This is a genomic window from Enterobacter cloacae complex sp. 2022EL-00788 (assembly GCF_026627565.1).
GTDB classification, from domain to species: domain Bacteria; phylum Pseudomonadota; class Gammaproteobacteria; order Enterobacterales; family Enterobacteriaceae; genus Enterobacter; species Enterobacter pasteurii.
Map to the genome: position 1 here is coordinate 110212 of NZ_JAPNMC010000002.1, position 26935 is coordinate 137146.

The window sequence follows — 26935 nt, forward strand, 5'->3', positions numbered from 1 at the left end:
CTCCGCTCAGGAGGAAGGCTTGCTGATATTTTGCCCGGCCCAGACGATGAAATCCTCTTTTGGCAGCGCCTTGCTGTAGTACCAGCCCTGTCCGTACTGCACGCCGTGGCGGTGCAGCCATGCCAGCTGCCCCTCCGTTTCAATCCCTTCCGCCACCATCGCCAGCTTTAGCGATTTTGCCATTTCGATGATATGCGGCGTGACGTTTTTATACTCCAGCGCATCCACGAAGGATTTATCGATCTTCAGGATATCCACATCCAGATCCTGCAAATAGCTCAGGCTGGAGTAGCCCGTACCGAAATCATCAATATAGATGGCGTGCCCGGAACGGCGAAACGCGGCGATGGCAGGCGCGCTGACGGCGGGATCGGCAAACCCGCGCTCGGTTAATTCAAGGGCGATTTGCTGCGGATGAACTTCCCATTTGTTCAGAAGCTTGCTCAACTGACGGGGCAGCTCGGGAGAGGTTAAATCACCGGGCGCAAGGTTGATCGATATGTGCAGCTCCGGGTGAAGATGCAGCCAGTATCCCAGATCCTCAAATACCCTGCTGACCACCAGCTGCGTCAGCTGAGAGATGAGCCCCGTTTCCTCGGCCAGGGGCACAAAAAGATCCGGCGCCAGGTTGCTGCCGTCCGGCTGCGGCCAGCGCATCAGGGCTTCAGCCCCCACCAGCCTGCCGCTGCAAAGCGCCACGATAGGCTGGTAGTGAACCTGGATCTCGCGGTTGTTGATCGCGTCGATCAGGCGGTTGCGCGGGGACTGCAGGCGGCGGAGGATCCGCAGGACAATAAGGGCTGCGAGCAGGCTTATCAGCATACCCACCGGTAACCAGATGAACAGCTGCTGGTGCCAGGTTTCCGCCAGGGGTTTTAGCGACGCCCAGGCAATCACCGTAAAGCCCAGCTCGGGTACGGGCTTAAGAATGTACATTGAGCCGTTGTACTGGACGCTCGTCACATCCTGCCGATCCTTAACATACCTGAGAAGATGCGGATCGAGGCGGTTGCTGCTTGCGAAGATAAGATGGGTTGTGCTGCCCACCAGAGCCGCATCCGTCGTAATTTCGCCGAACGGGACGACGTCCACAAGCGACGCCGGATCGATCATTACCACGTAGTGTCCTTTCCCCATCACAACCATATAGCGGTGAATGCCCAGATCGTTTTGCGAGGTGAGCCACGCGCTGTAGCCATCCCCGGTGATGCGCAAAGGGGGCGGTAAGGTCGCGGTATTACTGGACTGTTCAAGCGAAGAGCAGAGCGGTTTCAGGCTGTCGATGTACATGACTTCCTGAACGTAGCGCCATGAAAAGGCGACCCGACGCATTTCATGTAAATGCAGGGGACTGCAGGGCGGGGCGTTAAAGGTTTGCAGGTGTGTAAGCGCCTGCTTTGCCTGAGCGACAACCCTGTCGGTACGTACCAGAACGCGTGAGGCATAGTTGTCCAGCGCATCCACAAATTTTTCCTCTGCCTGGCGATGAGCCAGCCAGATGCTGAGGCAAACCGGGACCAGCACAGAAAAGATCAGTACGCCTGTTACCAGACTGACCAGGTGTCGGGTTTTCATGCTGCTGTTTCCTTCTCATCTGCCCGTCGGAGGCTCTGAGTCTGCTCGCCAGTGAAGAAAGATTTTATCGCTAAATGATATAGTTATAGCATGCGAAATTCTCAGGCAGGTACTCGGATAAGCCTTTCATAAAAATACCGCGATCCGCTGCATTATCAGAAGGGTTGTTTTTGCATCAAGGCTCGGATAGTATTTTGTTATGTTATAACAATACATGAGAGCCTGAAATGAAACCCAATATCCATCCAACCTATCGTACCGTTGTGTTTCACGACACCACGGCCAATGAATTCTTTAAGGTCGGTTCGACGATTAAGACAGACCGCGAGATTGAGCTCGATGGCAACACGTATCCTTACGTCACCCTTGACGTCTCGTCAAAGTCACATCCGTTCTATACCGGGAAGCAGAAGACCTTCTCGACGGACGGTAGCGCGGCACGCTTCCGCAAGCGTTTTGGCGGTTTTCTTGACGCGAAGCGAGGCTAGCCATGCAGGTACTTAACTCGCTGCGCAGCGCAAAACAGCGCCATCCTGACTGTCAGATCGTGAAGCGCAAAGGGCGTCTGTACGTTATTTGCAAATCCAACCCGCGCTTTAAAGCGGTTCAGGGGGGTAAAAAAAGGCGCTAAACGAACGCTTCGCGCCTCTTCCAGGGAGGGTCCCGCTAGCCGTTGGCAGGGCGGGAGAGCGTGAAAACGTCATAAAACGAGAGTTCACCTTTGGTCGAAACCATTTTTTTCAGCTTTTCCTTAAGACCGGGTTCGACTGAAGGTGAGCGCATTATGGTGTCGATAAGTTCAGGCGGCACATAGCGCGTGTTATACCATTCCCCGTTGTAGCACACGCGGAAATCGAGTACGTCGATGTCTTCATACCGGTAACGCGGATTGACGTCGAAAAAGAAGAACGCGTTAAACGCCACGAACAGAACAACCAGCAGCCAGACGGAATCTGCCAGCGTGTCGGACCTCAGCATCACGATAAGCGTTGCCAGCCAGGCTGCATACATGCCGACAAACAAACCGGGATGCTTACGAATAAAGCTGATGCTAAAGCGCGGGCGGTTGTCACGTTTTTCGCGAATATTAAGATCGTCGATGGTGGCGATGAGCAGGCGCTGTATCTCGGTCATTTTTTGCCTTTATGATTGTTGAAAATACAGGTGATCTGCCTATTTTATGAGAGGGATCTGCGCGAAGAAAGTAACAGTTATGCCGGGAAAATGCATAACAGTTACTCAGGGAACGTTTAGAGCATTTTTATGATTTTCGCCGGATTCCCGCCCACGACGGCATTGGCCGGCACGCTTTTGGTCACCACGGCCCCGGAGGCCACAACCGCATTATCACCAATCGTCACGCCCGGGTTAATAACCGCACGCCCGCCGATCCACACGTTATGCCCAATAGTGACCGGCTTACCGTACTCAAGCCCGCTGTTGCGTTCGGCCGCATCCAGAGGATGGGTGGCAGTGTAAATATGGACACCCGGCGCGAGCATACAGTTATCACCAATATGAACAGGGCAGACGTCCAGAATGACGCAGTCGAAGTTGGCGTAAAAATTTTTACCCAGATAGATGTTATAGCCGTAATCGCAGCGGAAGCTCGGCTCGATGTAGGCACCTTCACTTTGCCCCAGCAGCTCGGCCAGCAGTGCGCTACGCTCGGCTTTCTCATCGGGCGCGGTATGATTATAGCGGTGAACAAGATGACGCGCGCGTAAACGGTCTGACCTCAGCGTGTTATCGCCAGGGCGGTAATATTGACCCGCAATCATCTTCTGTTTTTCTTCACTCATGGGAAACCTCTCTGGGATCGTTTTACGTAGCGTAATGAGGATTAACCAGAAAGGGAACGTTCCCTAAAAATGGCTGTGACGGAAGTCACAACATTATTGCGGGTACAGACGTTTTACACGGGAGCCTGGCTTTTGCACGTGAAGCGTAATTCGAAAGGTAAATTCAGCTTAACAATGGTCGTAATGCCTATACTGCCTCTTCAGGGATTAACGGACAAACTTCCATACCGAAGAGGGGATCTTGTCATACAGTTTATTCATCGTCAGTTCTGCAAGACGATGGTCGGCGGCTGAATAAAATACAGCCAGTTCATTATCAGACAGCTCATATTTATTTTTTTCTATAACGCGTTCGAGCGTGTCAATTGACTGACAGCGTCGCAGGCGCATCAAATAATCGACTTTAGTTAATGGTTTATCAGACATAAATTCACCTTAGTATTTGTAATAATTTTAACAGGAAAGACTAACCGGATTAGCTCTGCTGACATTCGTGAAGCAGCGAAATAGACGGTTTCCTGATTTACGCCATTTCTGCAAATCCTGTGCGTTAATGCCGTAGCTGCTGAACAACATAAAGGTGTCGTCCAGGTATTCATCAATTTGCTCTATCAACTTATTATCTTCATTGTACTTAATTTTATAATTAAGTGCGAAGGTCGCGATATGCTCAATCAGCTCGTTGAGCTGTAAGTTGGTAGCAGACGTTGGATCGTTCACCCAGCCATGGTTACTTTCATCAAGATTGGCGAGGCAGTCATGGTACAAGGATTCGCAGAGAAATTTCAACTGCGCGATATCATGCCTTTTTGGCGAGTACTCGTCCATAGCGCATCCCCTTTTGAGTGATTTCTTACTCACCGAACATCATGTCGGGATGGATACAACTTGCTTAGCCACACGGGTGCTGTGTTCCTGATAACTCTAACTATAAGCCACTCTGATCAAGATTTCATCGCGCTATTACGAAAAATTACAATTAAAACGTTACCCTGCGAGCGCTTACGCAAATGTGGCCACTCACGCGAACAATTTTATCCTGAAAAACACTTTTTTTAATCCGTTCCTTAAGATTCATTGAGTTAGCGCAACGTTTCATTTGAAGTCCGGATTCAGATATCTTCGGTATTTACGATGGTTTAGGAATTGTCCGAATATTTTAGGCGATGAATTGATAATAAAACAACGCTGAATTCTACGATTAGCTTATCGGATTATTATGATAAGACTTATCAGGACGGGTGAAAATAAATAAAACCACAATAAGTCTATTTTATGAATTTTTCTGAAAATGAAAAAGGCCGCAAATGCGGCCTTTTTATCATGTGAAACCGGTATCAGTGATGTTCTACCGAATGATTGTGCTCCACATCCTCATTTTTGCGGCTAAAGCGGCGACGTACCACCACGAAGAACACCGGTACAAAGAAGATGGCGAGAACGGTCGCGGTGACCATACCACCCATTACGCCGGTACCTACCGCGTTCTGCGCGCCGGAACCTGCGCCTGAGCTGATAACCAGCGGCATAACGCCGAGGATAAACGCCAGGGACGTCATCAGGATTGGACGCAGACGCATACGAACCGCTTCCAGCGTTGCTTCAATCAGGCCTTTACCTTCTTTCTCCATCAGATCTTTGGCGAATTCAACGATAAGTATCGCGTTCTTCGCCGACAGGCCAATGGTTGTGAGCAGGCCCACCTGGAAGTAAACGTCGTTGGTCAGCCCGCGGAAGGTTGCGGCAAGCAGCGCACCGATAACCCCCAACGGCACCACCAGCATAACGGAGAACGGTATCGACCAGCTCTCGTATAGCGCTGCCAGACACAGGAACACCACGATCAGTGAAATGGCGTACAGGGCAGGGGCCTGGTTACCGGACAGACGTTCCTGATAGGACATGCCGGTCCAGTCATAGCCGATACCTGCTGGCAGCTTGCTGGCTAACTCTTCCATCAGGTTCATGGCTTCACCGGTGCTTCGGCCCGGAGCCGCCTGACCGAGAATTTCCATGGACGGCAAGCCGTTATAGCGCTCCAGACGCGGCGAACCGTATTCCCAGCGCGAGGTTGAGAAGGAGGAGAACGGCACCATCTGGCCATTGCTGCCGCGAACGTACCAGTTGTTGATATCGTTCGGCAACATGCGGTATTGCGCTTCAGACATCACGTACACTTTCTTCACACGACCGCGGTCGATGAAGTCGTTGACGTAGCTACCGCCCCAGGCTGCGCCCAGCGTGGTATTGATGTCGCTGATGGAAACGCCCAGCGCCTGAGCTTTCTCCTGGTCGATGTCGATCTTGTACTGCGGCGTATCTTCCAGACCGTTAGGACGCACGCCCACCAGAAGGTCAGGGTGTTTTGCCACCTCGCCAAACAGCTGGTTACGCGCCTGGGTCAGTTTTTCGTGGCCCAGACCGCCCTGGTCGATCAGCTGGAAGTCGAAGCCGGTCGCCGTACCCAGCTCAACAATCGCTGGCAGGTTAAAGGCGAAGACCATCGCGTCTTTAATCTGCGAGAAGGTAGCCATTGCACGACCGGTGATGGCTTCAACTTTGTTCTCATCGCCCGGACGTTCAGACCAGTCTTTCAGAGAAACGAAGGCAATACCGGTGTTCTGACCACGACCCGCGAAGCCAAAGCCGTTAACCGCAAACACGGATTCAACGTTGTCTTTCTCTTTCGTCAGGAAGTAGTCGGTCATCTCATCCAGCACTTTCTGCGTACGCTCCTGCGTCGCACCTGCCGGAAGCTGGGCCATACTCAGGAACACGCCCTGGTCTTCATCTGGCAGGAACGAGCTTGGCAGACGAACGAACAGGAAGGCCATCCCTACCACGATGATGATGTAGAGCAGCAGGTAACGACCGGTGCTGCGCAGGATATTACCCACGCTGTCGGTGTAGTGGTGCGTGCTCTTGTCAAACATGCGGTTAAACCAGCCGAAGAACCCTTTGTGCTCGCCGTGACCGCCTTTCTTAATCGGCTTTAGCATGGTTGCACACAGGGCTGGCGTCAGGATCAGCGCAACCAGCACCGACAGCGCCATCGCTGAAACGATGGTGATTGAGAACTGACGGTAAATCGCACCGGTTGACCCCCCGAAGAAGGCCATCGGGATAAATACCGCAGACAGTACCATCGCGATACCGACCAGCGCGCCCTGGATCTGGCCCATGGATTTACGGGTTGCTTCCTTCGGCGGCAGGCCTTCTTCCGCCATCACACGCTCGACGTTTTCAACCACCACGATGGCGTCATCCACCAGCAGGCCGATGGCGAGCACCATCCCGAACATCGTCAGGGTGTTTATCGAGTAGCCAAATATCGCCAGAACCGCGAAGGTCCCGAGCAGTACCACCGGCACGGCGATGGTTGGGATCAGCGTCGCGCGGAAGTTTTGCAGGAACAGGTACATTACCAGGAAGACGAGGATAATCGCCTCAACCAGCGTTTTTACCACTTCGTGAATCGAAATTTTTACGAACGGCGTGGTGTCATACGGATAAACGATTTTCAGACCTGACGGGAAGAAAGGTTCCATCTTCTTCAGCTCTGCACGGATAGCCGTCGCGGTGTCCAGGGCGTTAGCGCCTGTCGCCAGTTTGATACCCAGACCAGAAGCCGGTTTGCCGTTGAACTTCGCGATAACGTCGTAGTTCTCGCCGCCCAGCTCCACTTTCGCCACGTCACGCAGGCGAACCTGAGAACCGTCCTGATTCACCTTCAGCAGAATTTTGCTGAACTCATCCGCCGAGGTCAGACGCGTTTGCGCGATGATAGACGCGTTAAGCTGCTGGCCTTTCACCGGCGGCGTGCCGCCCAACTGACCGGCCGCCACCTGGGCGTTCTGCGCTTTGATGGCGTTAATCACGTCAACCGGCGTCAGCTGGAAGTTGTTCAGCTTGTTCGGGTCCATCCAGATACGCATCGCGTACTGGGAACCGAACAGCTGAACGTCACCCACACCAGACGTACGGCTGATGGCGTCCTTCATGTTGGCGCCTACGTAGTCGGAAATATCCTCCTGCGTCATGGTGCCGTTGGTGTTGATTACGCCGACAACCATCAGGAAGCTGCTGGACGATTTCTCGACGCTCACACCCTGCTGTTGTACTTCCTGCGGCAGCAGCGGCATCGCCAGCTGCAGTTTGTTCTGCACCTGAACCTGCGCAATGTCCGCATCCGTACCGGATTCAAACGTCAGGGTGATCTGTACCGTACCGGTTGAGTCACTGTTTGAGGACATGTACATCAGGTTATCGATACCGTTCATGTTCTGTTCGATAACCTGCGTGACAGTATCCTGCACCGTTTTCGCATCAGCACCCGGGTAGGTTGCGGAGATCGTGACCGCCGGTGGCGCAATCGTTGGATATTGCGCAACAGGCAGCTTCAGGATCGCAAGTCCCCCGGCCAGCATGATGATAATGGCGATCACCCACGCAAATATGGGGCGATCGATAAAGAAATTAGGCATGTCTTAACGGCTCCTGTTTAAGTTAAGACTTGGTTTGTTCTGACTGGCCAGCGGCAGACGCTTGTTGTTTGTCGTCAGATTTCACTTCCTGCGCTTTTACCTGCGCGCCAGGACGAACTTTTTGCAAACCAGTAATAATCACGCGATCGCCATCTTTCAGACCTTTCGTCACCAGCCACTTGTCGCCAATCGCCTGCGTTGCAGTGATATTGCGCGTTTCGACTTTGTTATCGGCACCCACAACCAGCGCGCTCGCATCGCCGCGTGGCGTACGGGTTACACCCTGCTGAGGAACCAGCAGTGCGGTTGGGTTAGTCCCTTCTTCAAGGCGGGCGCGTACGAACATACCCGGCAGCAGCGTTTTATCCGGATTCGGGAAAATGGCCCGGATAGTGATAGAGCCGGTGGTCTGATCGACGGTCACATCAGAAAATTCCAGTGTGCCGGTCTGTGAGAACTTGATACCGTCGTTGGTAACCAGCTCAACTTTGGCTTTGCCGTTTTCCTGTTTCAGCTGGCCGCTGGCGAGTTCCTGTTTCAGACGCAGGAAATCGTTACTGGACTGCGTGACGTCAACGTAGATCGGGTCAAGCTGCTGCACGGTGGCCAGCGCGTTGGTTTGGCCGTTTTGTACCAGCGCACCTTCGGTGACGGCGGACTTACCAATGCGACCGCTGATAGGGGAGGTCACTTTGGTGTAGGCCAGGTTAATGCGCGCGGTTTCTACCGCCGCTTTCGCTGCCACAACGGCCGCATTGGCCTGCTGTGCATCGGCCAGTGCAGTATCGTAATCCTGCTGACTGATGTACTGCGTGCCGAGCAGTTTCTTGTAACGATTCAACGTCAGCTGCGAAATTTTGGCTGCCGCTTCTGCTTTCGCCAAATCGCCTTTAGCGCTCTCATAAGACGCCTGGTAGGTTGCTGGATCAATCTGATACAGAGACTCACCTGCTTTCACATCACCGCCTTCGGTGAAGTTACGTTTCAGGATGATGCCGCTCACCTGAGGACGCACTTCCGCAATGCGGTAAGCGCTGGTGCGGCCCGGTAGTTCTGTTGTGATCTGGAGAGGTTCGGATTTGAGCGTCACGACGCCAACTTCTGGCACCTGCTCCGCTCCTTGTTGAGCCTGTTTGTCGTCACATCCTGTAAGCGCTAAGCTGCCTGAGAGCATCAGAACGACCGCCAGAGGCGTTAACCCTCTGTTTTTGTTCATATGTAAACCTCGAGTGTCCGATTTCAAATTGATCAAGGGTCCTGAGTCTAAAAACCCATTGCTGCGTTTATATTATCGTCATGCTATGGTACATACATTCATAAATGTATGTAAATCTGACTCCTGTAAATTCATCAACGTATGGCACGAAAAACCAAACAACAAGCGCTGGAAACCCGACAACACATTCTGGATGTGGCAATGCGTTTGTTCTCACAGCAGGGTGTTTCGTCAACCTCGCTGGCACAGATTGCTCAGGCCGCGGGCGTCACGCGGGGAGCGATTTACTGGCATTTTAAAGACAAGTCAGATCTGTTCGGTGAAATCTGGGAGCTTTCAGAGTCCAGCATTAGCGATCTTGAGAGTGAGTATCGGGCAAAATTCCCTCATGATCCACTCTCAGTGCTAAGAGAAATTCTAGTATATATCCTTGAAGCGACAGTTGTTGAAGAGCGTCGCCGTCTGATGATGGAAATCATCTTCCATAAATGTGAGTTCGTTGGCGAAATGGCGGTGGTTCAGCAGGCGCAGCGCGACCTGTGTCTGGAAAGCTACGATCGCATCGAGCAGGTTCTCACGGAATGCATGCAGGCCGACATGCTTCCCGCCACGCTGCTGACCCGCCGGGCAGCGATCCTGATGCGCAGCTATATTTCCGGCCTGATGGAAAACTGGCTTTTCGCGCCGCAGTCGTTCGATCTGCACGCGGAGGCGCGCAGCTACGTCGAGATATTCCTGGAGATGTGCCGGCTCTGTCCGACCCTTCAGGGCAAGCATCCTCAGCATTCTGCCTGAGCGCGCCTGAGAAAATTCGCAGACCCTTTCCGTCGTACTATTCTGCTTCAGCCGGGCGTGATATTCTTCACGCCCGACTATTTTCGGTCATTTCTCAGATCACATTCACGACTATGCTGCACACCAATCGCTCGAAACATCCTGTTCTGGCCGTTTTTTTGATCCTGCTGTTTTTCTTTGCAGCCGCACCGCATTCATACGCCCGTGCAGACAACGGCAGTGACGTTCCCACCCGTGCCGAGGTCCAGTCGCAACTCGACACCCTGAATAAGCAGAAAGATCTCACCGCCCAGGACAAACTCGTTCAGCAGGATCTGACGGAAACTCTGGATACGCTTGATAAGATCGAACGCATAAAAACCGAAACGGCCCAGCTGCGCCAGAAGGTTGCTCAGGCGCCGGAAAACATGCGTAAGGCCACCGAGGCCCTAAGCGCGCTCAGCGACGTCGATAATGACGAAGAGACCCGGAAAACGCTCGCCACGCTGTCATTGCGCCAGCTTGAGTCGCGCGTGGCGCAGCTGCTGGACGATCTGCAAACGGCCCAGTCCGATCTTTCAACCTACAACAGCCAGCTGGTTTCCCTGCAAACCCAGCCGGAGCGCGTGCAGAACGCGATGTATTCCGCGTCGCAGCAGCTACAGCAAATTCGTAACCGACTGAACGGCACCACCGTTGGGGAAGGGTCGCTCCGCCCGACGCAGCAAACGTTGCTGACCATTCAGCAAACGTTGCTCAATGCTGAGATTGAACAGCAGCGTAAGAGCCTGGAAGGCAATACCGTATTGCAGGACGCGCTGCAAAAGCAGCGTGACTACGTGACCGCAAACATCAACCGCCTTGAGCATCAGCTCCAGCTGCTGCAGGAAGCGGTAAACAGCAAGCGCCTGACGCTCACCGAAAAAACGGCGCAGGAGGCGGTATCGCCGGATGAAACGGCGCGCATTCAGGCCAACCCGCTGGTGAAGCAGGAGCTGGAGATTAACCATCAGCTCAGCGAGCGTCTGATTCAGGCGACGGAAAACGGCAGCACCCTGGTGCAGCAGAATATCAAAGTCAAAAACTGGCTGGATCGCGCCTTGCAGGCCGAGCGCAACGTTAAGGAGCAGATTGCCGTTCTGAAGGGCAGCCTGCTGCTGTCGCGTATTCTTTACCAGCAGCAGCAGACGCTGCCGTCCGCCGACGAGCTGGAAGACATGACCAACCGCATTGCGGATTTGCGCCTTGAACAGTTTGACATCAACCAGCAGCGCGATGCGCTTTTCCAGACCGACGCGTTCGTCGCCAAAGTGGAGGAGGGCCATTCAGGTGAAGTGAACGCAGAGGTTCACGACGCGCTGTTGCAGGTGGTGGATATGCGCCGCGAACTGCTGGATCAGCTCAACAAGCAGCTGGGCAACCAGCTGATGATGGCGATCAACCTGCAAATCAACCAGCAGCAGCTGGTGAGCGTCTCCAAAAGCTTGCAGGAGATCCTGACCCAGCAGATTTTCTGGGTGAACAGCAATAAACCGATGGACTGGGACTGGTTTAAATCTTTCCCTGAAACGCTGAAATCCCAGATTCAGGGCATGAAAATCACCGTGAACTGGGAGAAAGCCTGGCCTGCGGTGATGATTGCCTTCCTTGCTGGCCTGCCGCTATTGCTCATCGCCGGATTAATTCGCTGGCGTTTGAAGTGGCTGAAGCAGTACCAGGCGAAGCTGGCCTCGGAAGTAGGGCAGCTGCGTAACGACAGCCAGCTGCACACGCCGAAAGCGATCCTTATCGATCTCGTTCGAGCCCTGCCGGTCTGCCTGCTCATCCTTGCCGCCGGGCTGATCCTGCTGACCATGCAGCTTAATATCAGCGATCTGCTGTGGGCGTTCAGCAAGAAGCTGGCGCTGTTCTGGCTGGTGTTTGGCGTGTGCTGGAAAGTGCTCGAAAAAGACGGGGTCGCCGTTCGCCACTTCAACATGCCGGAGAAACTCACCAGCCACTGGCGTCGCCAGATTGTGCGCATTAGCCTCGCGCTGCTGCCGCTGCACTTCTGGTCCGTGGTTGCGGAGCTTTCTCCGCTGCATTTAATGGACGACGTGCTGGGCCAGCTGGCGATCATGCTGAACCTGCTGCTGATTGCCGTCCTGATGTGGCCGATGTGCCGCGAAAGCTGGCGCGATAAAGAGTCGCACAACATTCGGCTGCTCACCGTGACGGTGCTGGCGATTGTTCCGCTGGCGCTGATGGTGCTCACCGCAACGGGCTACTTCTATACCACGCTGCGCCTGTCCGGCCGCTGGATTGAAACCGTCTATCTGGTCATTATCTGGAACCTGCTCTACCAGACCGTGCTGCGCGGCCTGAGCGTAGCGGCGCGCCGTATCGCCTATCGCCGCGCCGTCGCGCGTCGTCAGAATCAGGTGAAAGAGGGAGCGGAAGGGGCCGAGCCGCAGGAAGAGCCGACCATTGCGCTGGAGCAGGTCAACCAGCAAACCCTGCGTATCACCATGCTGGTGATGATCGCGCTGTTTGCGGTGATGTTCTGGGCTATCTGGTCTGATTTAATTACCGTCTTCGCCTATCTCGATAGCATTACCCTCTGGCAGTACAACGGTACCGAAGCGGGCGCGGCGGTAATGAAAAGCGTAACCATGGGCAGCCTGCTTTTTGCGCTGGTGTCGTCGGTGGTTGCGTGGGCGTTGATTCGCAACCTGCCGGGTCTGCTGGAAGTGCTGGTGCTCTCAAGGCTGAACCTGCGCCAGGGGGCGTCGTATGCCATTACCACCATCCTCAATTACGTCATTATTATCGTCGGGGCGATGACGGTATTCGGCTCGCTCGGCGTCTCGTGGGATAAGCTCCAGTGGCTGGCGGCCGCGCTGTCGGTGGGCCTGGGCTTCGGCTTGCAGGAGATTTTCGGTAACTTTGTGTCTGGCCTGATAATCCTGTTCGAACGTCCGGTGCGTATTGGCGATACCGTCACCATCGGCACCTTCTCCGGGACCGTCAGCAAGATCCGTATTCGTGCGACCACCATCACCGACTTCGATCGCAAAGAGGTGATCATTCCGAACAAAGCCTTTGTGACCGAGCGTCTGATCAACTGGTCGCTCTCTGACACCACCACCCGCGTGGTGATCCGACTTGGGGTGGCCTACGGCTCCGATCTGGACAAGGTCAAAGAGGTGCTGCTGAAAGCGGCGAATACGCACCCGAAAGTGATGCACGATCCTGCGCCAGACGTGTTCTTCACCACCTTCGGGCCAAGCACGCTGGATCATGAGCTGCGCCTATACGTACGCGAGCTGCGCGACCGCAGCTATACCGTCGATGAGCTGAACCGCACCATTGACCGTCTGTGCCGTGAAAACAACATTAATATCGCCTTCAACCAGCTGGAAGTTCACCTGCGTAACGAAAAAGGTGACGAACATACGGAAGTGAAGCGCGAGATTAAGGGTGACGACCCTCACCCTAACCCTCTCCCTTGAAGGGAGAGGGAATAATCCGGTGCGGGCTGCTTTTACCCTCTCCCCTCAGGGGAGAGGGCAGGGTGAGGGGGTAATTTTCCCTCAAAATCACGCCGCACAATCTCCAGCGCCTTAAGCACCGTCTCCGCCGGGATCTCATGATTCTCCAGCAGCATAATTAAATCGACGGCCAGCTTGACCTCGTCGGGTGCATTTTCCAGTGACATCAGTGTGGCTCCTGTTAACGGGTCAGGCGTTCAATCACGCGTTCAATCTCATCCAGCGCCTGGCGGCAGCGGACGATGCGGCCTTCCAGCGCGCTGATTTCACGCATTAACAACTGCTGCTCTTCCAGCGTTTCGCTGTCGTTCAGTCGGGCTTCGCGCTCGCGCTTCATCTCATACAAACGGCGCTCAAACTCCTGGTTTTCCAGCCGCCTGTGCTGCCATTTGCCGAGGCCCGGCGAGGCGCTGTCCCAGGCGCGTAGCGGCCAGGCGGCGATTTCGCGATGCAGGGCAGCGATCTGCTCGGCAAGATGCTCCGCAAGCCACGCCACCTGTTCCCGCTGTTCACCCTCAACCGCATGGCGAAGCTCGTCAAGGCTCGTCTGCGCCTCAGCAAGGTAATCCTGAAGGACGGTGCTGCGGGTGCGGAAAAGCTGTCGGTCAAAGCGCGGTTTCAGCGTGGCATGTCCCATCAGCGGTGTGGCCTGCGCGCGCAGAGCGATCAGCTGATTTTGCAGCTTCTCAAGAAGCAGTGCTGTTTTCAATGCGCTCTCCAGTGGTAAAGTAGCCGTTCAGTTTGATAACGATTCGCATTATGCAGCGTACTATTTTAATCATCATTGGCTGGCTCGCGGTAGTGCTGGGTACGCTGGGCGTGGTTTTGCCCTTGCTGCCGACCACCCCGTTTATCCTGCTGGCGGCCTGGTGCTTCGCCCGCTCGTCGCCGCGTTTTCACCACTGGCTGCTGTACCGCTCCTGGTTTGGCGGCTACCTGCGCTACTGGCAAAAACACCGGGCAATGCCGCCCGGAGCCAAGCCGCGCGCCATTGTCTTCATACTTATCACCTTCGCCGTCTCGCTATGGCTGGTGAAAATGATGTGGGTACGCGTTCTGCTGCTGGCGATCCTGGCCTGTCTGCTGATCTTTATGTGGCGGATCCCGGTGGTTGATGAAAAGCAACAAAAGCACTGAAGCCTCATCATGGCTGTTGCAATTATGGCGCACAGCCAGTAAATTCGACCGTTTTCGAGCACAGGTGCGCCTGGTCAAAGGTTAAACAACTTTTACTTTGACCGACTCGTCGCGCGCCGTGAGTAACACTGTTTCATTTAGGCACAAACCGATGACCGCAACTGCACAGCAGCTTGAATATCTGAAAAACAGCATCAAAAGTATCCAGGACTATCCGAAACCTGGCATTCTTTTCCGCGATGTCACCAGCTTGCTGGAAGACCCGAAAGCGTACGCGCTCAGCATTGAACTGCTGGTCGAGCGTTATAAAAACGCCGGGATCACCAAAGTAGTAGGTACCGAAGCCCGTGGCTTCCTGTTTGGCGCTCCGGTTGCGCTGGCAATGGGTGTGGGCTTTGTGCCGGTGCGTAAGCCGCGCAAACTGCCGCGTGAAACCATCGCTGAGAGCTACGAGCTGGAGTACGGCACCGATCAGCTGGAAATCCACGTTGACGCTATCAAGCCAGGCGACAAAGTGCTGGTGGTGGACGATCTGCTGGCAACCGGCGGTACTATCGAAGCGACCGTGAAGCTGATCCGTCGTCTGGGTGGTGAAGTGACCGACGCGGCATTCATCATCAACCTGTTCGATCTTGGCGGCGAACAGCGCCTGGAAAAACAGGGCATTACCAGCTACAGCCTGGTGCCATTCCCGGGTCATTAATCCCGTTTCTCACAACCTCGCTCAATGGGTGAGGTTGTGATAGCATTCCCCTCCATTAATTCACCTTCCAGCGTTGCAGAGCCTGCCCATGAGTTATCAGGTGTTAGCCCGTAAATGGCGACCACAAACCTTTGCTGACGTTGTCGGTCAGGAACATGTGCTGACGGCCCTGGCGAACGGCTTGTCGCTAGGTCGCATCCATCACGCCTATCTTTTTTCCGGCACCCGCGGCGTCGGTAAAACCTCTATTGCCCGCCTGCTGGCAAAAGGTCTGAACTGCGAAACCGGGATCACCGCCACCCCGTGCGGCGTATGCGATAACTGCCGAGAGATCGAGCAGGGGCGTTTTGTCGATCTGATCGAGATTGACGCCGCCTCGCGCACCAAGGTGGAAGACACCCGCGATCTGCTCGACAACGTGCAGTACGCCCCGGCGCGCGGCCGCTTCAAGGTCTATCTGATCGATGAAGTGCACATGCTGTCGCGCCACAGCTTTAACGCCCTGCTGAAAACGCTGGAAGAGCCGCCTGCGCACGTGAAGTTCCTGCTGGCGACCACCGATCCGCAAAAGCTGCCGGTCACGATCCTGTCGCGCTGCCTGCAGTTCCATCTGAAGGCGCTGGACGTCGAGCAGATCCGCGCTCAGCTTGAGCACATTCTCGATGAAGAGAAGATTGTCCACGAGCCGCGCGCGCTTCAGCTGCTGGCCCGCGCGGCTGACGGCAGCCTGCGTGATGCGCTGAGCCTCACCGACCAGGCCATTTCCAGCGGTGACGGTAAACTTTCTACCGACGCGGTCAGCACCATGCTCGGCACGCTGGATGACGACCAGGCGCTCTCGCTTATCGAAGCGATGATTGCCGCCAACGGTGAGCGGGTGATGTCGCTCGTCAACGCCGCCGCTGCCCGTGGCGTTGAATGGGAAGCGCTGCTGGTCGAGATGCTCAGCCTGCTGCACCGCGTGGCGATGCTGCAGCTGTCTCCGTCGGCCATCGGCGCGGACATGGCGACCATTGAACAGCGTATGCGTGAACTTGCGCGAACCGTGCCGCCGGCTGACGTACAGCTTTATTATCAGACGCTGCTGATTGGCCGCAAAGAGCTGCCGTTTGCACCGGATCGCCGGATGGGCGTTGAAATGACGCTGCTGCGCGCGCTGGCCTTCCATCCGCGCATGCCGTTGCCGGAGCCGGAAGTTCCCCGGCAGTCCTTTGCGCCGGTCGCCCCGACCGCGGTGATGTCACCGCAGCAGGTGCCACCGCAGCCGACGCCGCCTCCGCCGCAAAAAGTGCCGCTGTCGGATGCCACCAGTTCGGTGCTTGCCGCACGAAGCCAGCTGCAGCGTGCGCAGGGAGCAACCAAACCAAAAAAGAGTGAACCGGCAGCGCCAGGAAGAGCGCGGCCGGTGAACAACGCCGCGCTTGAACGACTGGCCTCGGTAACGGAGCGCGTGCAGTCGCGCCCGGCGCCGTCCGCGCTCGAGCAGAAAGCCCCGGCAAAAGAAGAGGCTTACCGCTGGAAGGCGACCACCGTTGTTGAAACGGTCAAGGAAGTGGTCGCCACGCCGAAGGCGCTGAAAAAGGCGCTGGAGCATGAAAAAACGCCGGAGCTGTCCGCGAAGCTGGCCGAAGAGTCCATCGAGCGCGACGCCTGGGCCGCTGAGGTCAGCAAACTTCAGCTGCCGAAGCTGGTGGAGCAGGTCGCGCTGAACGCCTGGAAAGAGCAGGACGGCAATCAGGTGCGTCTGCACCTGCGCCCGGGCCAGCGGCACCTCAATTCCCCCGGCGCACAAAAGGCGCTGGCCGAGGCGCTCGCCACATTGCAGGGCTCGCCGGTTGAATTGACTATCATTGAAGATGATAATCCGGCGGTGCGCACGCCGCTGGAGTGGCGACAGGCCATTTATGAAGAGAAGCTCGCGCAGGCGCGCGAGTCGATTATCGCGGATAACAACATCCAGACCCTGCGCCGGTTCTTCGACGCGGACCTGGATGAAGAGAGTATTCGCCCCATTTGATCGTGAGTCTGACTTACGGTTGTAATCCTTAACGTGAAAGAAGAGAGAAGCCTATGTTTGGTGGAAAAGGCGGTCTGGGTGGCCTGATGAAGCAGGCTCAGCAGATGCAGGAAAAAATGCAGAAGATGCAGGAAGAGATCGCTCAGCTGGAAGTCACGGGCGAATCCGGTGCCGGTCTGGTCAAGGTGACCATCAACGGTGCGCACAACTGCCGTCGCGTTGAAATTGACCCAAGCCTGCTCGAAGACGACAAAGAGATGCTGGAGGATCTGGTTGCAGCCGCATTCAACGATGCCGCTCGCCGTATCGACGAAACCCAGAAAGAGAAAATGGCCTCTGTTTCCAGCGGTATGCAGCTGCCGCCGGGCTTTAAGATGCCATTCTGATGCAAACCAGTCCGCTGCTCACGCAGTTAATGGAAGCGCTGCGCTGCCTGCCGGGCGTTGGCCCGAAGTCGGCGCAGCGCATGGCGTTTACGCTATTGCAGCGCGACCGCAGCGGCGGGATGCGCCTGGCGCAGGCTCTGACCCGCGCCATGTCAGAAATTGGTCACTGTGCGGACTGCCGTACCTTTACCGAGCAGGACGTGTGTAACATCTGCACGAACCCGCGCCGTCAGGAAAACGGCCAGATTTGCGTGGTGGAGAGTCCGGCGGACATCTACGCCATTGAGCAAACCGGGCAGTTTTCCGGCCGCTATTTCGTGCTGATGGGGCATCTCTCCCCGCTGGACGGCATCGGCCCGGACGATATCGGTCTCGATCGCCTGGAACAGCGCCTTGAATCGGAAACGATCAAAGAGGTGATCCTCGCCACCAACCCAACGGTGGAAGGGGAAGCCACGGCCAACTATATCGCCGAGCTGTGCGCGCAGTACGGCGTTGACGCCAGCCGCATCGCCCACGGCGTGCCGGTTGGCGGAGAGCTGGAGATGGTCGACGGCACCACGCTGTCGCACTCTCTGGCCGGACGCCACAAGATTATTTTCTGACCAAACGGAGGCTGCGCGCGCGGCCTCCGCTTGAAAATTTCCCCCCTTATCCCCATCTCTCACTCAACGTTTTACAACCCCATTAAATGGCATTGTTGAGGTCGACTTAGATGAAAGGACAAGAAACCCGTGGTTTCCAGTCAGAAGTAAAACAGCTTCTGCATCTGATGATCCATTCCCTGTATTCCAACAAAGAAATTTTCCTGCGTGAGCTGATTTCCAACGCCTCCGATGCGGCGGACAAGCTGCGCTTCCGCGCGCTGTCCAACCCGGATCTGTATGAAGGCGACGGCGAGCTGCGCGTGCGCGTCTCTTTCAATAAAGAGAACCGCACCCTGACCATTGCCGATAACGGTATTGGTATGAACCGCGACGAGGTGATCGACCATCTCGGGACCATCGCTAAATCCGGCACCAAAGCGTTCCTCGAGTCCATGGGCTCTGACCAGGCGAAAGACAGCCAGCTGATCGGCCAGTTCGGCGTTGGCTTCTACTCGGCGTTCATCGTGGCGGACAAAGTCACCGTGCGCACCCGTGCGGCGGGCGATAGCGCCGAGAACGGCGTGCTGTGGGAATCCAAAGGGGAAGGCGAATACACCGTTGATGACATCACCAAAGCGGATCGCGGCACCGAAATCACCCTGCACCTGCGTGAAGGCGAAGATGATTTCCTGAACGACTGGCGCGTGCGCTCCATCATCAGCAAATATTCCGACCACATTGCGCTGCCGGTAGAGATTGAAAAACAGGAAGAAAAAGACGGTGAAACCGTGGTTTCCTGGGAGAAAATCAACAAGGCCCAGGCGCTGTGGACGCGCAGCAAGTCTGAGATTAAAGACGAAGAATACAACGAGTTCTACAAGCACATCGCCCACGACTTTACCGATCCGCTGACCTGGAGCCACAACCGCGTGGAAGGCAAGCAGGAGTACACCAGCCTGCTCTATATCCCTGCGCAGGCGCCGTGGGACATGTGGAACCGCGATCACAAGCACGGCCTGAAGCTGTACGTGCAGCGCGTGTTCATTATGGACGATGCCGAGCAGTTCATGCCGAACTACCTGCGCTTTGTACGTGGCCTGATAGATTCCAACGATCTGCCGCTGAACGTCTCCCGTGAAATTTTGCAGGACAGCACCGTCACCCGCAACCTGCGTAACGCCCTGACCAAGCGTGCGCTGCAGATGCTGGAAAAACTGGCGAAAGACGATGCGGAAAAATACCAGACCTTCTGGAAACAGTTCGGCCTGGTGCTGAAAGAAGGCCCGGCGGAAGACACCGCGAACGTGGAGGCTATCGCTAAGCTGCTGCGCTTCGCCTCTACGCACAACGACTCCTCCGCCCAGACCGTGTCGCTGGAAGAGTACGTTTCCCGCATGAAGGAAGGGCAGGAGAAGATCTACTACATCACTGCCGACAGCTACGCGGCAGCGAAGAGCAGCCCGCATCTGGAGCTGCTGCGTAAGAAAGGCATCGAAGTGCTGCTGCTTTCTGACCGCATCGACGAATGGATGATGAACTACCTGACCGAGTTCGACGGTAAATCCTTCCAGTCCGTTGCCAAAGCCGACGAATCTATCGACAAGCTGGCGGACGAGGTGGATGAAAGCGCGAAAGAAGCCGAGAAGGCGCTGGAGCCGTTCGTTGAGCGCGTGAAAACCCTGCTGGGCGACCGCGTGAAAGAGGTGCGCTTCACGCACCGTCTGACCGATACCCCGGCCATCGTCACGACCGATGCGGATGAAATGAGCACCCAGATGGCGAAACTGTTCGCGGCGGCGGGCCAGGCGGTGCCGGAAGTGAAATATATCTTCGAGCTGAACCCGGATCATCCGCTGGTGAAACGCGCGGCGGATACCCAGGACGACGCGCGCTTCGCCGAGTGGGTTGAACTGCTGCTGGATCAGTCTCTGCTGGCCGAGCGCGGCACGCTGGAAGATCCTAACCTGTTCATTAAACGCGTGAATGCGCTGCTGCTGGCGTAATTCAACACCTGCCCCTCACCCTGGCCCTCTCCCCAAAGGGGAGAGGGTATAATCGTCCCCTCTCCCCTTTGGGGAGAGGGTTAGGGTGAGGGGGCATTCTCGCACTCCCCCAAATAATCTCCCCCCGTTAACCGTTTCAGCTTCCCCGCCTTCCTTGAGCGATACCCGTTCTGGTGGTATTGTTTAGCGCTTTTGAAAAATTGAATCGACATTTGAGGGGATTTTCGCAATGCGTATTATTCTGCTTGGCGCTCCGGGCGCGGGTAAGGGAACTCAGGCTCAGTTCATCATGGAGAAATACGGTATTCCGCAAATCTCTACCGGTGACATGCTGCGTGCCGCTGTTAAATCTGGCTCCGAGCTGGGCAAACAAGCTAAAGACATCATGGACGCAGGCAAGCTGGTAACCGATGAACTGGTTATCGCGCTGGTTAAAGAGCGCATTGCGCAGGAAGACTGCCGCAACGGTTTCCTGCTGGACGGCTTCCCGCGCACCATTCCTCAGGCTGACGCCATGAAAGAAGCGGGCATCAACGTGGACTACGTGCTGGAGTTCGACGTGCCGGACGAGCTGATCGTTGACCGTATCGTTGGCCGTCGCGTGCACGCTGCCTCTGGCCGCGTTTACCACATCAAATTCAACCCACCAAAGGTTGAAGGCAAAGACGACGTGACCGGCGAAGAGCTGACCACCCGTAAAGACGATCAGGAAGAGACCGTGCGTAAGCGCCTGGTGGAATACCATCAGATGACCGCTCCGCTGATCGGCTACTACTCCAAAGAAGCGCAGGCGGGTAACACCAAATACGCAAAAGTTGACGGCACCAAAGCCGTGGCTGACGTACGTGCAGAGCTGGAAAAGATCCTCGGCTAACGGCATCCCTCTCACCCGGACTCCCGGGTGAGAAAAATTCTCATCTTACCTATTACAGCAATGGGTTTCGTTTAAACGCATTTCCGCTACAATTGACAACCTATCAAATGGTTAAGAGGCGTGAATGAGTCAGGCGAAAACCGGCATCCTGCTTGCCAATCTGGGTACCCCAGAAGCACCTACTCCAGCGGCGGTAAAACGCTACCTGCGACAATTTTTAAGCGACACGCGCGTCGTGGATACGCCAAGGCTGCTGTGGTGGCCACTGCTGCGAGGCGTCATTCTGCCGATTCGTTCGCCGCGCGTGGCAAAGCTCTACCAGTCCGTGTGGATGGAAGAGGGCTCGCCGCTGATGGTCTACAGCCGTCGTCAGGAGAAAGCGCTGGCCGCCCGCCTGCCGGACATGCCCGTAGCCCTCGGCATGAGCTACGGCAAGCCCTCCCTTGAGAGCGGCGTAGAAGCGCTGCTGGCCCAGGGCGTAGAGCATATCGTGGTGCTGGCTCTGTATCCGCAGTACTCCTGCTCCACGGTAGCGGCAGTCTGGGACGAACTGGCCCGCATTCTGGCGACCCGTCGCCGTATTCCGGGGGTTACCTTTATTCGCGACTACGCTGATAACGAGTTGTATATTAAAGCCCTTGCCAGCAGCGCGCGCGCGTCGTTTGAAAAACACGGCGAGCCGGATCTGCTGCTGCTCTCCTATCACGGCATTCCGCAGCGTTTCGCTAACGAAGGGGATGATTATCCTCAGCGCTGTCGCGATACCACCCGCGAGCTGGTGTCCGCCCTCGGCCTGCCGCCGGAGAAGGTGATGATGACCTTCCAGTCGCGCTTCGGGCGCGAGCCGTGGCTAACCCCGTACACCGATGAAACCCTCAAGATGCTGGGCGAGAAGGGCGTGAAGCATATTCAGGTGATGTCGCCGGGCTTCTCGGCGGACTGTCTGGAAACGCTGGAGGAGATTGCTGTCCAGAACAAAGAGTTCTTCATGGAGGCTGGCGGAACGAAATACGAGTATATTCCGGCGCTTAACGATTCCCCTGAACACATTGACATGATGGTGTCGCTGGTCACCACCAGCCGCTGATCGCGTTAACGGCCGGGTTTGTGCTACCATTCCCGGCCCGTATTCAATGCACAGTTCAGACCATGAAATTTCCCGGTAAACGCAAGTCCAAACACTATTTCCCTGTCGATGCCCGCGATCCACTGCTTCAGCAAATTCAGCCAGAAAGCGAAACCAGCGCTGCCTGGGTGGTCGGTATCGATCAGACGCTGGTGGATATTGAAGCCAAAGTGGATGATGCGTTTGTCGCACGTTACGGTCTGAGCGCCGGGCACTCGCTGGTGATTGAGGACGACGTTGCCGAGGCGCTGTACCAGGAGCTGGTGCGCGAAAATCTCATTACCCACCAGTTTGCCGGCGGAACCATCGGCAACACCATGCACAACTATTCCGTACTGGCTGATGACCGCTCGGTCCTGCTCGGCGTGATGTGCAGCAATATCGAAATCGGTGGCTATGCCTACCGCTACCTGTGCAATACCTCCAGCCGTACCGATCTGAACTATCTGCAGGGCGTTGACGGGCCGATTGGCCGCTGCTTTACGCTGATTAGCGATTCTGGCGAACGTACGTTTGCCATCAGCCCGGGCCATATGAACCAGCTGCGCGCTGACAGCATTCCTGAAGAGGTGATTGCGGGCGCGTCTGCACTGGTGTTGACCTCCTATCTGGTGCGCTGCAAGCCGGGCGAGCCGATGCCGGAAGCGACCATGAAGGCGGTAGAGTATGCGAAGAAATACAACGTGCCGGTGGTGCTGACGCTGGGCACGAAATTTGTCATCGCCGACAACCCGGAGTGGTGGCAGGCCTTCCTGAAAGAGCACGTCTCCATTCTGGCGATGAACGAAGAAGAAGCCGAAGCGTTGACCGGCGAGAGCGATCCGCTGCTGGCGTCTGATAAGGCGCTGGACTGGGTGGATCTGGTGCTCTGCACTGCCGGCCCGGTCGGGCTGTACATGGCGGGCTTCACGGAAGAGGAGAGCAAGCGCAAAACCCAACATCCGCTGCTGCCGGGAGCGATTGCCGAATTTAACCAGTACGAGTTCAGCCGCGCCATGCGTCATAAAGACTGCATCAACCCGCTGCGCATTTTCTCCCACATCGCACCGTATATGGGCGGACCTGAGAAGATCATGAACACCAACGGCGCGGGCGATGGCGCGCTGGCCGCGCTGCTGCACGACATTACCGCTAACGCCTACCATAAAACTAACGTGCCAAACTCCAGCAAGCACCGGTTCAGCTGGCTGACCTACTCCTCGCTGGCGCAGGTGTGTAAGTACGCGAACCGCGTGAGCTATCAGGTGCTGAACCAGCATTCGCCGCGCTTAACGCGCGGACTGCCGGAGCGGGAAGACAGCCTCGAAGAGGCGTACTGGGACAGGTAAAAGAAGACCCCTCACCCTAACCCTCTCCCCACAGGGGAGAGGGGATAGCACAGAGCCGTCTTTTCTCCCTCGCCCCTTTGGGGAGAGGACGGGGTTAGGGGATCCGCAGCAAAACTTAACCCGTCACCGCCTCAGCAACCGGCGGTTTCGCCAGCAGCGTCAGCATCGTGTTCGCGATCTCACGCTCGCCCATCACCACCTGATTCGCGCCGCGCTCGGTAATGTACTCCACTTCGTCGTCATAATGGGCGCGGGCAATAATCTCAATATTCGGGCATTTCTCTCGCGCCGTGGCCACAATCTCGCCGGCCTCATAGCCGTTCGGAATGGTCAGCAGCAGCCAGCGGGCGCAGTCGAGGTGCGCGAGATTCATAATCTCTTCGTTCGCCGCATTGCCGAGCACCGCACGGATACCGCGCTCGCGCAGCTCGTCCACGCGGGTACGGGAGGTTTCAATGACCACCAGCGGAATACCCTGCTCGATTAGCTTCTCACCCAGCAGGCTGCCGACGCGGCCAAAACCGACCAGCAGCGCGTGGTTGCAGATATCCACGGGGATCTGCTTCTCCTCCTCGATTGCCTCTTCCAGGGTCTGCTCTTCGAGGGTTTCGGTCTTCTCGAGGTATTTCTCCAGCAGGGCAAACAGCACTGGGTTCAGCATGATGGAGAGGATCGCCCCCGCCAGCACCAGGTTTTGTCCCGCCTGCGGCAGCAGGTCTAACGCCATACCCAGACCGGCCAGAATAAAGGCAAACTCGCCAATCTGCGCCAGGCTGGCGGCGATGGTCAGCGCCGTGCGCGGCGAGTGGCCGAACATCCGCACCAGGAAGAAGGCGGCAGCGGACTTACCAAAGATGATGATCGCCAGCGTGCCCAGCACGGCCAGCGGCTGCTGGATAAGCACCATCGGGTCAAACAGCATCCCGACGGAGACAAAGAACAGCACCGCAAACGCATCACGCAGCGGCAGGGTGTCATGCGCGGCGCGGTGGCTCAGCTCGGATTCGTTCAGCACCATCCCGGCAAAGAACGCGCCCAGCGCGAAGGAGACGTCAAACAGCTCTACGGCGCCAAAGGCAATACCCAGCGCCAGCGCAAGGACGGAGAGCGTAAACAGCTCACGCGAACCGGTGGCGGCGCTGCGGGACATGATCCACGGCACCAGACGGCGGCCCACCAGCATCATGATGGCGATAAACGCGACAACCTTACCGATGGTAATGCTCATATCCAGCGCCAGCGAGGCGAAGCCGACGTTGTCTTTTTCCATCATTCCGGCGACGGCGGGCAGCAGCACCAGCGTCAGCACCATCACCAGATCTTCCACAATCAGCCAGCCTATCGCGATTTGTCCGCGCTGGCTGTCTATCAGCTGCCTCTCTTCAAGCGCGCGCAGCAGCACCACGGTACTGGCGGTTGAAAGACACAGCCCAAATACGATACCGGTCATCAGCGACCAGTCCAGCACCGCGGAAAGCGCCATCCCCAGCAGCGTTGCTACCCCTATCTGAGCGATAGCTCCCGGTATGGCGATCGACTTTACCGCCATCAGATCCTTGAGTGAAAAATGCAGACCTACGCCAAACATCAGCAGGATCACGCCTAATTCCGCCAGTTCAGGTGCCAGCTTGGTATCTGCCACGAAACCGGGCGTGAAGGGCCCCGCCAGTACACCCGCTAACAGATAGCCGACGAGAGGGGAGATACGCAGTTTGTTGGCAATCATGCCGAGAATAAAAGCGAGCACAAGTCCACCAACAATGGTGGTAATAAGCGGTGTGGCGTGGTGCATTCCGTCTCCTTTCGTGGTGAGTGATCCATTTTTGGCGTAAATACCAAAAAGCCGAGTAATAGTTTATGACAATTTTTACGCTTATGTTTATGAATAATTGTTGAAATCAGAATAAAAGAGCAATAAGCGTGAAAAAGGGCAGGTTTTGGTAAATTTGCAGAGGGGAGGGAGAGGAAAGCCTTATGGCATCAGGTTATCCGGCTGCCAAAGTTTAACTTTGGCAGCCGGGAAACTACGCTTTATGACGGTTGTCAGGCAGGAATATGGTCAACATCCCCAGAAGTGGCAGGAAAGCGCAGATTTTGTAAACCAGGAAGATGCTGGTATGGTCCGCAACCATCCCTAACACAGCGGCTCCAAGGCCGCCCATGCCGAAGGCGAAGCCGAAAAATAGCCCGGAAACCATACCGATACGTCCCGGCAGCAGCTCCTGCGCGTAAACCAGAATGGCTGAGAAGGCCGATGCCAGTATAAATCCAATGATCACCGTTAAAATGCCGGTCCATTCCAGGCTGGCGTACGGTAAAACAAGCGTAAACGGCGCAACGCCGAGGATAGAGCCCCAAATTACGTATTTACGCCCAATCTTATCTCCCACGGGCCCGCCAATCACCGTGCCTGCCGCCACCGCGAACAGGAAGGCAAACAGGTGGAACTGAGCGTTTTGTACCGATAATCCGAATTTTTGCATCAGATAGAAGGTGTAATAGCTGCTGATGCTCGCCATGTAGAAATATTTGGAGAAAATCAGCACCAGCAGCACGCTGACCGCGAGGATCACCTTATTGCGCGGGAGCGGATTGGCGACCTTCGCCACCGGCTTACCCTTGTTCACGCGATGCTGTGCGGCATACCAGCGGCTGATTTGCGCCAGGACGACAATCGCCAGCAGCGCGGCCAGCACAAACCACGCGACGTTGCCTTTACCGTAAGGGGCAATAATCACCGCCGCCAGCAGGGGGCCTAAGGAGCTGCCAAAGTTGCCGCCCACCTGGAACAGCGACTGCGCCAGCCCGTGCCGCCCGCCGGAGGCCATCCGCGCCACGCGGGACGATTCCGGGTGGAATACCGATGAACCGGTTCCCACCAGCGCCGCGGCAACCAGCACCGCCTCAAAGCTGCCCGCCATGGCCAGCAGCACCAGCCCGCTCAGGGTGAAGCACATGCCGATGGGCAGCGACCACGGCATCGGGTATTTGTCCGTCCAGTAGCCCACCACCGGCTGCAGCAGCGAAGAGGCGAGCTGGAAGGTCAGGGTGATCATGCCGATCTGGACGAAGGTTAAGGAAAACTCGGACTGCAACAGCGGATAAATCGCCAGAATCAGCGACTGGATCATGTCGTTGAGCAGATGTGAGAGACTGATGGCGCCTAAGACCTTAAAGGAGGTGCGCGACGCCGGAGCGCCCTGGACGGGCTGGGTTGATTCACTGATTGCCATAAATACCACGTCGATTTGTTATTAGAGATGCAGGGTGTAATTATTATCCGACTAACATACCCGTCCGTGACATTTGAAGAAAGTCGCAATTCTGAAAACTTATTTGTCTATTCTTGTGAGTCACTGTAATTTTTGCGTTTGTCTATTGGTCAGGGAGAGA

General features: G+C 56.1%; 24 protein-coding genes and 1 other annotated feature. Of the genes, 13 read left to right on the forward strand and 11 right to left on the reverse strand.

Annotated elements, in window-relative coordinates; translation table 11 throughout:
* Positions 1–6 precede the first annotated feature (6 nt).
* Complete coding sequence (locus OWK27_RS03005; protein ID WP_267589792.1) at positions 7–1575, reverse strand: EAL domain-containing protein; 1569 nt, start codon at positions 1573–1575, stop codon at positions 7–9.
* 227 nt (positions 1576–1802) lie between these two features.
* On the opposite strand from OWK27_RS03005, the gene OWK27_RS03010 reads away from it, so the two are divergent.
* Positions 1803–2063 carry a type B 50S ribosomal protein L31 gene (locus OWK27_RS03010; protein ID WP_148420306.1) on the forward strand — a complete coding sequence of 87 codons (261 nt, stop codon included), beginning with the start codon at positions 1803–1805 and terminating at the stop codon, positions 2061–2063.
* Between the two features lie 2 nt (positions 2064–2065).
* Complete coding sequence (gene ykgO, locus OWK27_RS03015) at positions 2066–2206, forward strand: type B 50S ribosomal protein L36 (protein WP_034458060.1); 141 nt, start codon at positions 2066–2068, stop codon at positions 2204–2206.
* A gap of 35 nt (positions 2207–2241) precedes the next feature.
* On the opposite strand, the gene OWK27_RS03020 is transcribed toward ykgO, so the two are convergent.
* From OWK27_RS03020 to acrA, 6 genes are all read right to left on the reverse strand, one after another.
* Entirely contained in the window at positions 2242–2709 is a 468-nt protein-coding gene (locus OWK27_RS03020; RefSeq protein WP_242173387.1) for a YlaC family protein, read from the reverse strand.
* A gap of 116 nt (positions 2710–2825) precedes the next feature.
* The gene (gene maa, locus OWK27_RS03025; protein ID WP_267589793.1) at positions 2826–3377 is read right to left on the reverse strand and encodes a maltose O-acetyltransferase; all 552 of its coding nucleotides are present in this window, start codon (positions 3375–3377) and stop codon (positions 2826–2828) included.
* Between the two features lie 207 nt (positions 3378–3584).
* On the reverse strand, positions 3585–3803 hold the full coding sequence (locus tag OWK27_RS03030) for an HHA domain-containing protein (protein WP_015571250.1): 219 nt from the start codon (positions 3801–3803) through the stop codon (positions 3585–3587).
* A 27-nt stretch (positions 3804–3830) separates the two neighbouring features.
* A complete protein-coding gene (tomB, locus tag OWK27_RS03035; protein ID WP_267589794.1) occupies positions 3831–4205 on the reverse strand; it encodes an Hha toxicity modulator TomB in 375 nt (124 codons plus the stop codon).
* Positions 4206–4714: 509 nt separating this feature from the next.
* Complete coding sequence (gene acrB / locus OWK27_RS03040; RefSeq protein WP_148420310.1) at positions 4715–7861, reverse strand: multidrug efflux RND transporter permease subunit AcrB; 3147 nt, start codon at positions 7859–7861, stop codon at positions 4715–4717.
* Between the two features lie 22 nt (positions 7862–7883).
* Positions 7884–9077 carry a multidrug efflux RND transporter periplasmic adaptor subunit AcrA gene (acrA, locus tag OWK27_RS03045; protein WP_148420311.1) on the reverse strand — a complete coding sequence of 398 codons (1194 nt, stop codon included), beginning with the start codon at positions 9075–9077 and terminating at the stop codon, positions 7884–7886.
* Between the two features lie 141 nt (positions 9078–9218).
* On the opposite strand from acrA, the gene acrR reads away from it, so the two are divergent.
* Both acrR and mscK read left to right on the forward strand, forming a co-directional pair.
* Positions 9219–9872 (forward strand): multidrug efflux transporter transcriptional repressor AcrR, encoded by a 654-nt coding sequence (gene acrR / locus OWK27_RS03050; RefSeq protein WP_148420312.1) that lies wholly within the window; start codon positions 9219–9221, stop codon positions 9870–9872.
* A gap of 113 nt (positions 9873–9985) precedes the next feature.
* Entirely contained in the window at positions 9986–13342 is a 3357-nt protein-coding gene (gene mscK, locus OWK27_RS03055) for a mechanosensitive channel MscK (RefSeq protein WP_267589795.1), read from the forward strand.
* Between the two features lie 32 nt (positions 13343–13374).
* Here mscK and rsmS read toward each other — a convergent pair whose 3' ends face one another.
* Positions 13375–13548 carry a pleiotropic regulatory protein RsmS gene (gene rsmS / locus OWK27_RS03060; protein WP_023334736.1) on the reverse strand — a complete coding sequence of 58 codons (174 nt, stop codon included), beginning with the start codon at positions 13546–13548 and terminating at the stop codon, positions 13375–13377.
* 14 nt (positions 13549–13562) lie between these two features.
* Positions 13563–14090 carry a primosomal replication protein N'' gene (gene priC / locus OWK27_RS03065; protein ID WP_252004945.1) on the reverse strand — a complete coding sequence of 176 codons (528 nt, stop codon included), beginning with the start codon at positions 14088–14090 and terminating at the stop codon, positions 13563–13565.
* A 50-nt stretch (positions 14091–14140) separates the two neighbouring features.
* On the opposite strand from priC, the gene OWK27_RS03070 reads away from it, so the two are divergent.
* The 9 genes from OWK27_RS03070 to OWK27_RS03110 all read left to right on the forward strand — a co-directional run bounded on the left by OWK27_RS03070 (position 14141) and on the right by OWK27_RS03110 (position 23542).
* Positions 14141–14518 carry a DUF454 family protein gene (locus tag OWK27_RS03070; protein WP_148420315.1) on the forward strand — a complete coding sequence of 126 codons (378 nt, stop codon included), beginning with the start codon at positions 14141–14143 and terminating at the stop codon, positions 14516–14518.
* A 151-nt stretch (positions 14519–14669) separates the two neighbouring features.
* Positions 14670–15221 carry an adenine phosphoribosyltransferase gene (gene apt / locus OWK27_RS03075; protein ID WP_000127359.1) on the forward strand — a complete coding sequence of 184 codons (552 nt, stop codon included), beginning with the start codon at positions 14670–14672 and terminating at the stop codon, positions 15219–15221.
* An 88-nt stretch (positions 15222–15309) separates the two neighbouring features.
* The gene (gene dnaX, locus OWK27_RS03080) at positions 15310–17238 is read left to right on the forward strand and encodes a DNA polymerase III subunit gamma/tau (protein ID WP_267589796.1); all 1929 of its coding nucleotides are present in this window, start codon (positions 15310–15312) and stop codon (positions 17236–17238) included.
* Positions 16568–16632: a sequence feature (DnaX frameshifting element), on the forward strand. It overlaps the preceding gene by 65 nt.
* Before the next feature lie 53 nt (positions 17239–17291).
* Entirely contained in the window at positions 17292–17624 is a 333-nt protein-coding gene (locus OWK27_RS03085; RefSeq protein ID WP_003858972.1) for a YbaB/EbfC family nucleoid-associated protein, read from the forward strand.
* Positions 17624–18229 carry a recombination mediator RecR gene (gene recR / locus OWK27_RS03090; protein ID WP_006809843.1) on the forward strand — a complete coding sequence of 202 codons (606 nt, stop codon included), beginning with the start codon at positions 17624–17626 and terminating at the stop codon, positions 18227–18229. Before OWK27_RS03085 ends, recR begins: the two co-directional genes overlap by 1 nt.
* A gap of 110 nt (positions 18230–18339) precedes the next feature.
* Positions 18340–20214 carry a molecular chaperone HtpG gene (htpG, locus tag OWK27_RS03095; RefSeq protein ID WP_148420317.1) on the forward strand — a complete coding sequence of 625 codons (1875 nt, stop codon included), beginning with the start codon at positions 18340–18342 and terminating at the stop codon, positions 20212–20214.
* Positions 20215–20443: 229 nt separating this feature from the next.
* Positions 20444–21088, forward strand: coding sequence for an adenylate kinase (adk, locus tag OWK27_RS03100; RefSeq protein ID WP_022647279.1), 645 nt, complete (start codon positions 20444–20446; stop codon positions 21086–21088).
* A gap of 124 nt (positions 21089–21212) precedes the next feature.
* Positions 21213–22175 carry a ferrochelatase gene (gene hemH / locus OWK27_RS03105; protein WP_267589797.1) on the forward strand — a complete coding sequence of 321 codons (963 nt, stop codon included), beginning with the start codon at positions 21213–21215 and terminating at the stop codon, positions 22173–22175.
* Between the two features lie 62 nt (positions 22176–22237).
* Positions 22238–23542 (forward strand): inosine/guanosine kinase, encoded by a 1305-nt coding sequence (locus OWK27_RS03110; RefSeq protein ID WP_148420319.1) that lies wholly within the window; start codon positions 22238–22240, stop codon positions 23540–23542.
* 115 nt (positions 23543–23657) lie between these two features.
* Here the strand turns inward: OWK27_RS03110 and ybaL are convergent, their stop codons facing one another.
* Positions 23658–25334 carry a YbaL family putative K(+) efflux transporter gene (ybaL, locus tag OWK27_RS03115; protein WP_148420320.1) on the reverse strand — a complete coding sequence of 559 codons (1677 nt, stop codon included), beginning with the start codon at positions 25332–25334 and terminating at the stop codon, positions 23658–23660.
* Between the two features lie 232 nt (positions 25335–25566).
* Positions 25567–26775 (reverse strand): MFS transporter, encoded by a 1209-nt coding sequence (locus tag OWK27_RS03120; RefSeq protein ID WP_193355648.1) that lies wholly within the window; start codon positions 26773–26775, stop codon positions 25567–25569.
* Between the last annotated feature and the right edge of the window lie 160 nt (positions 26776–26935).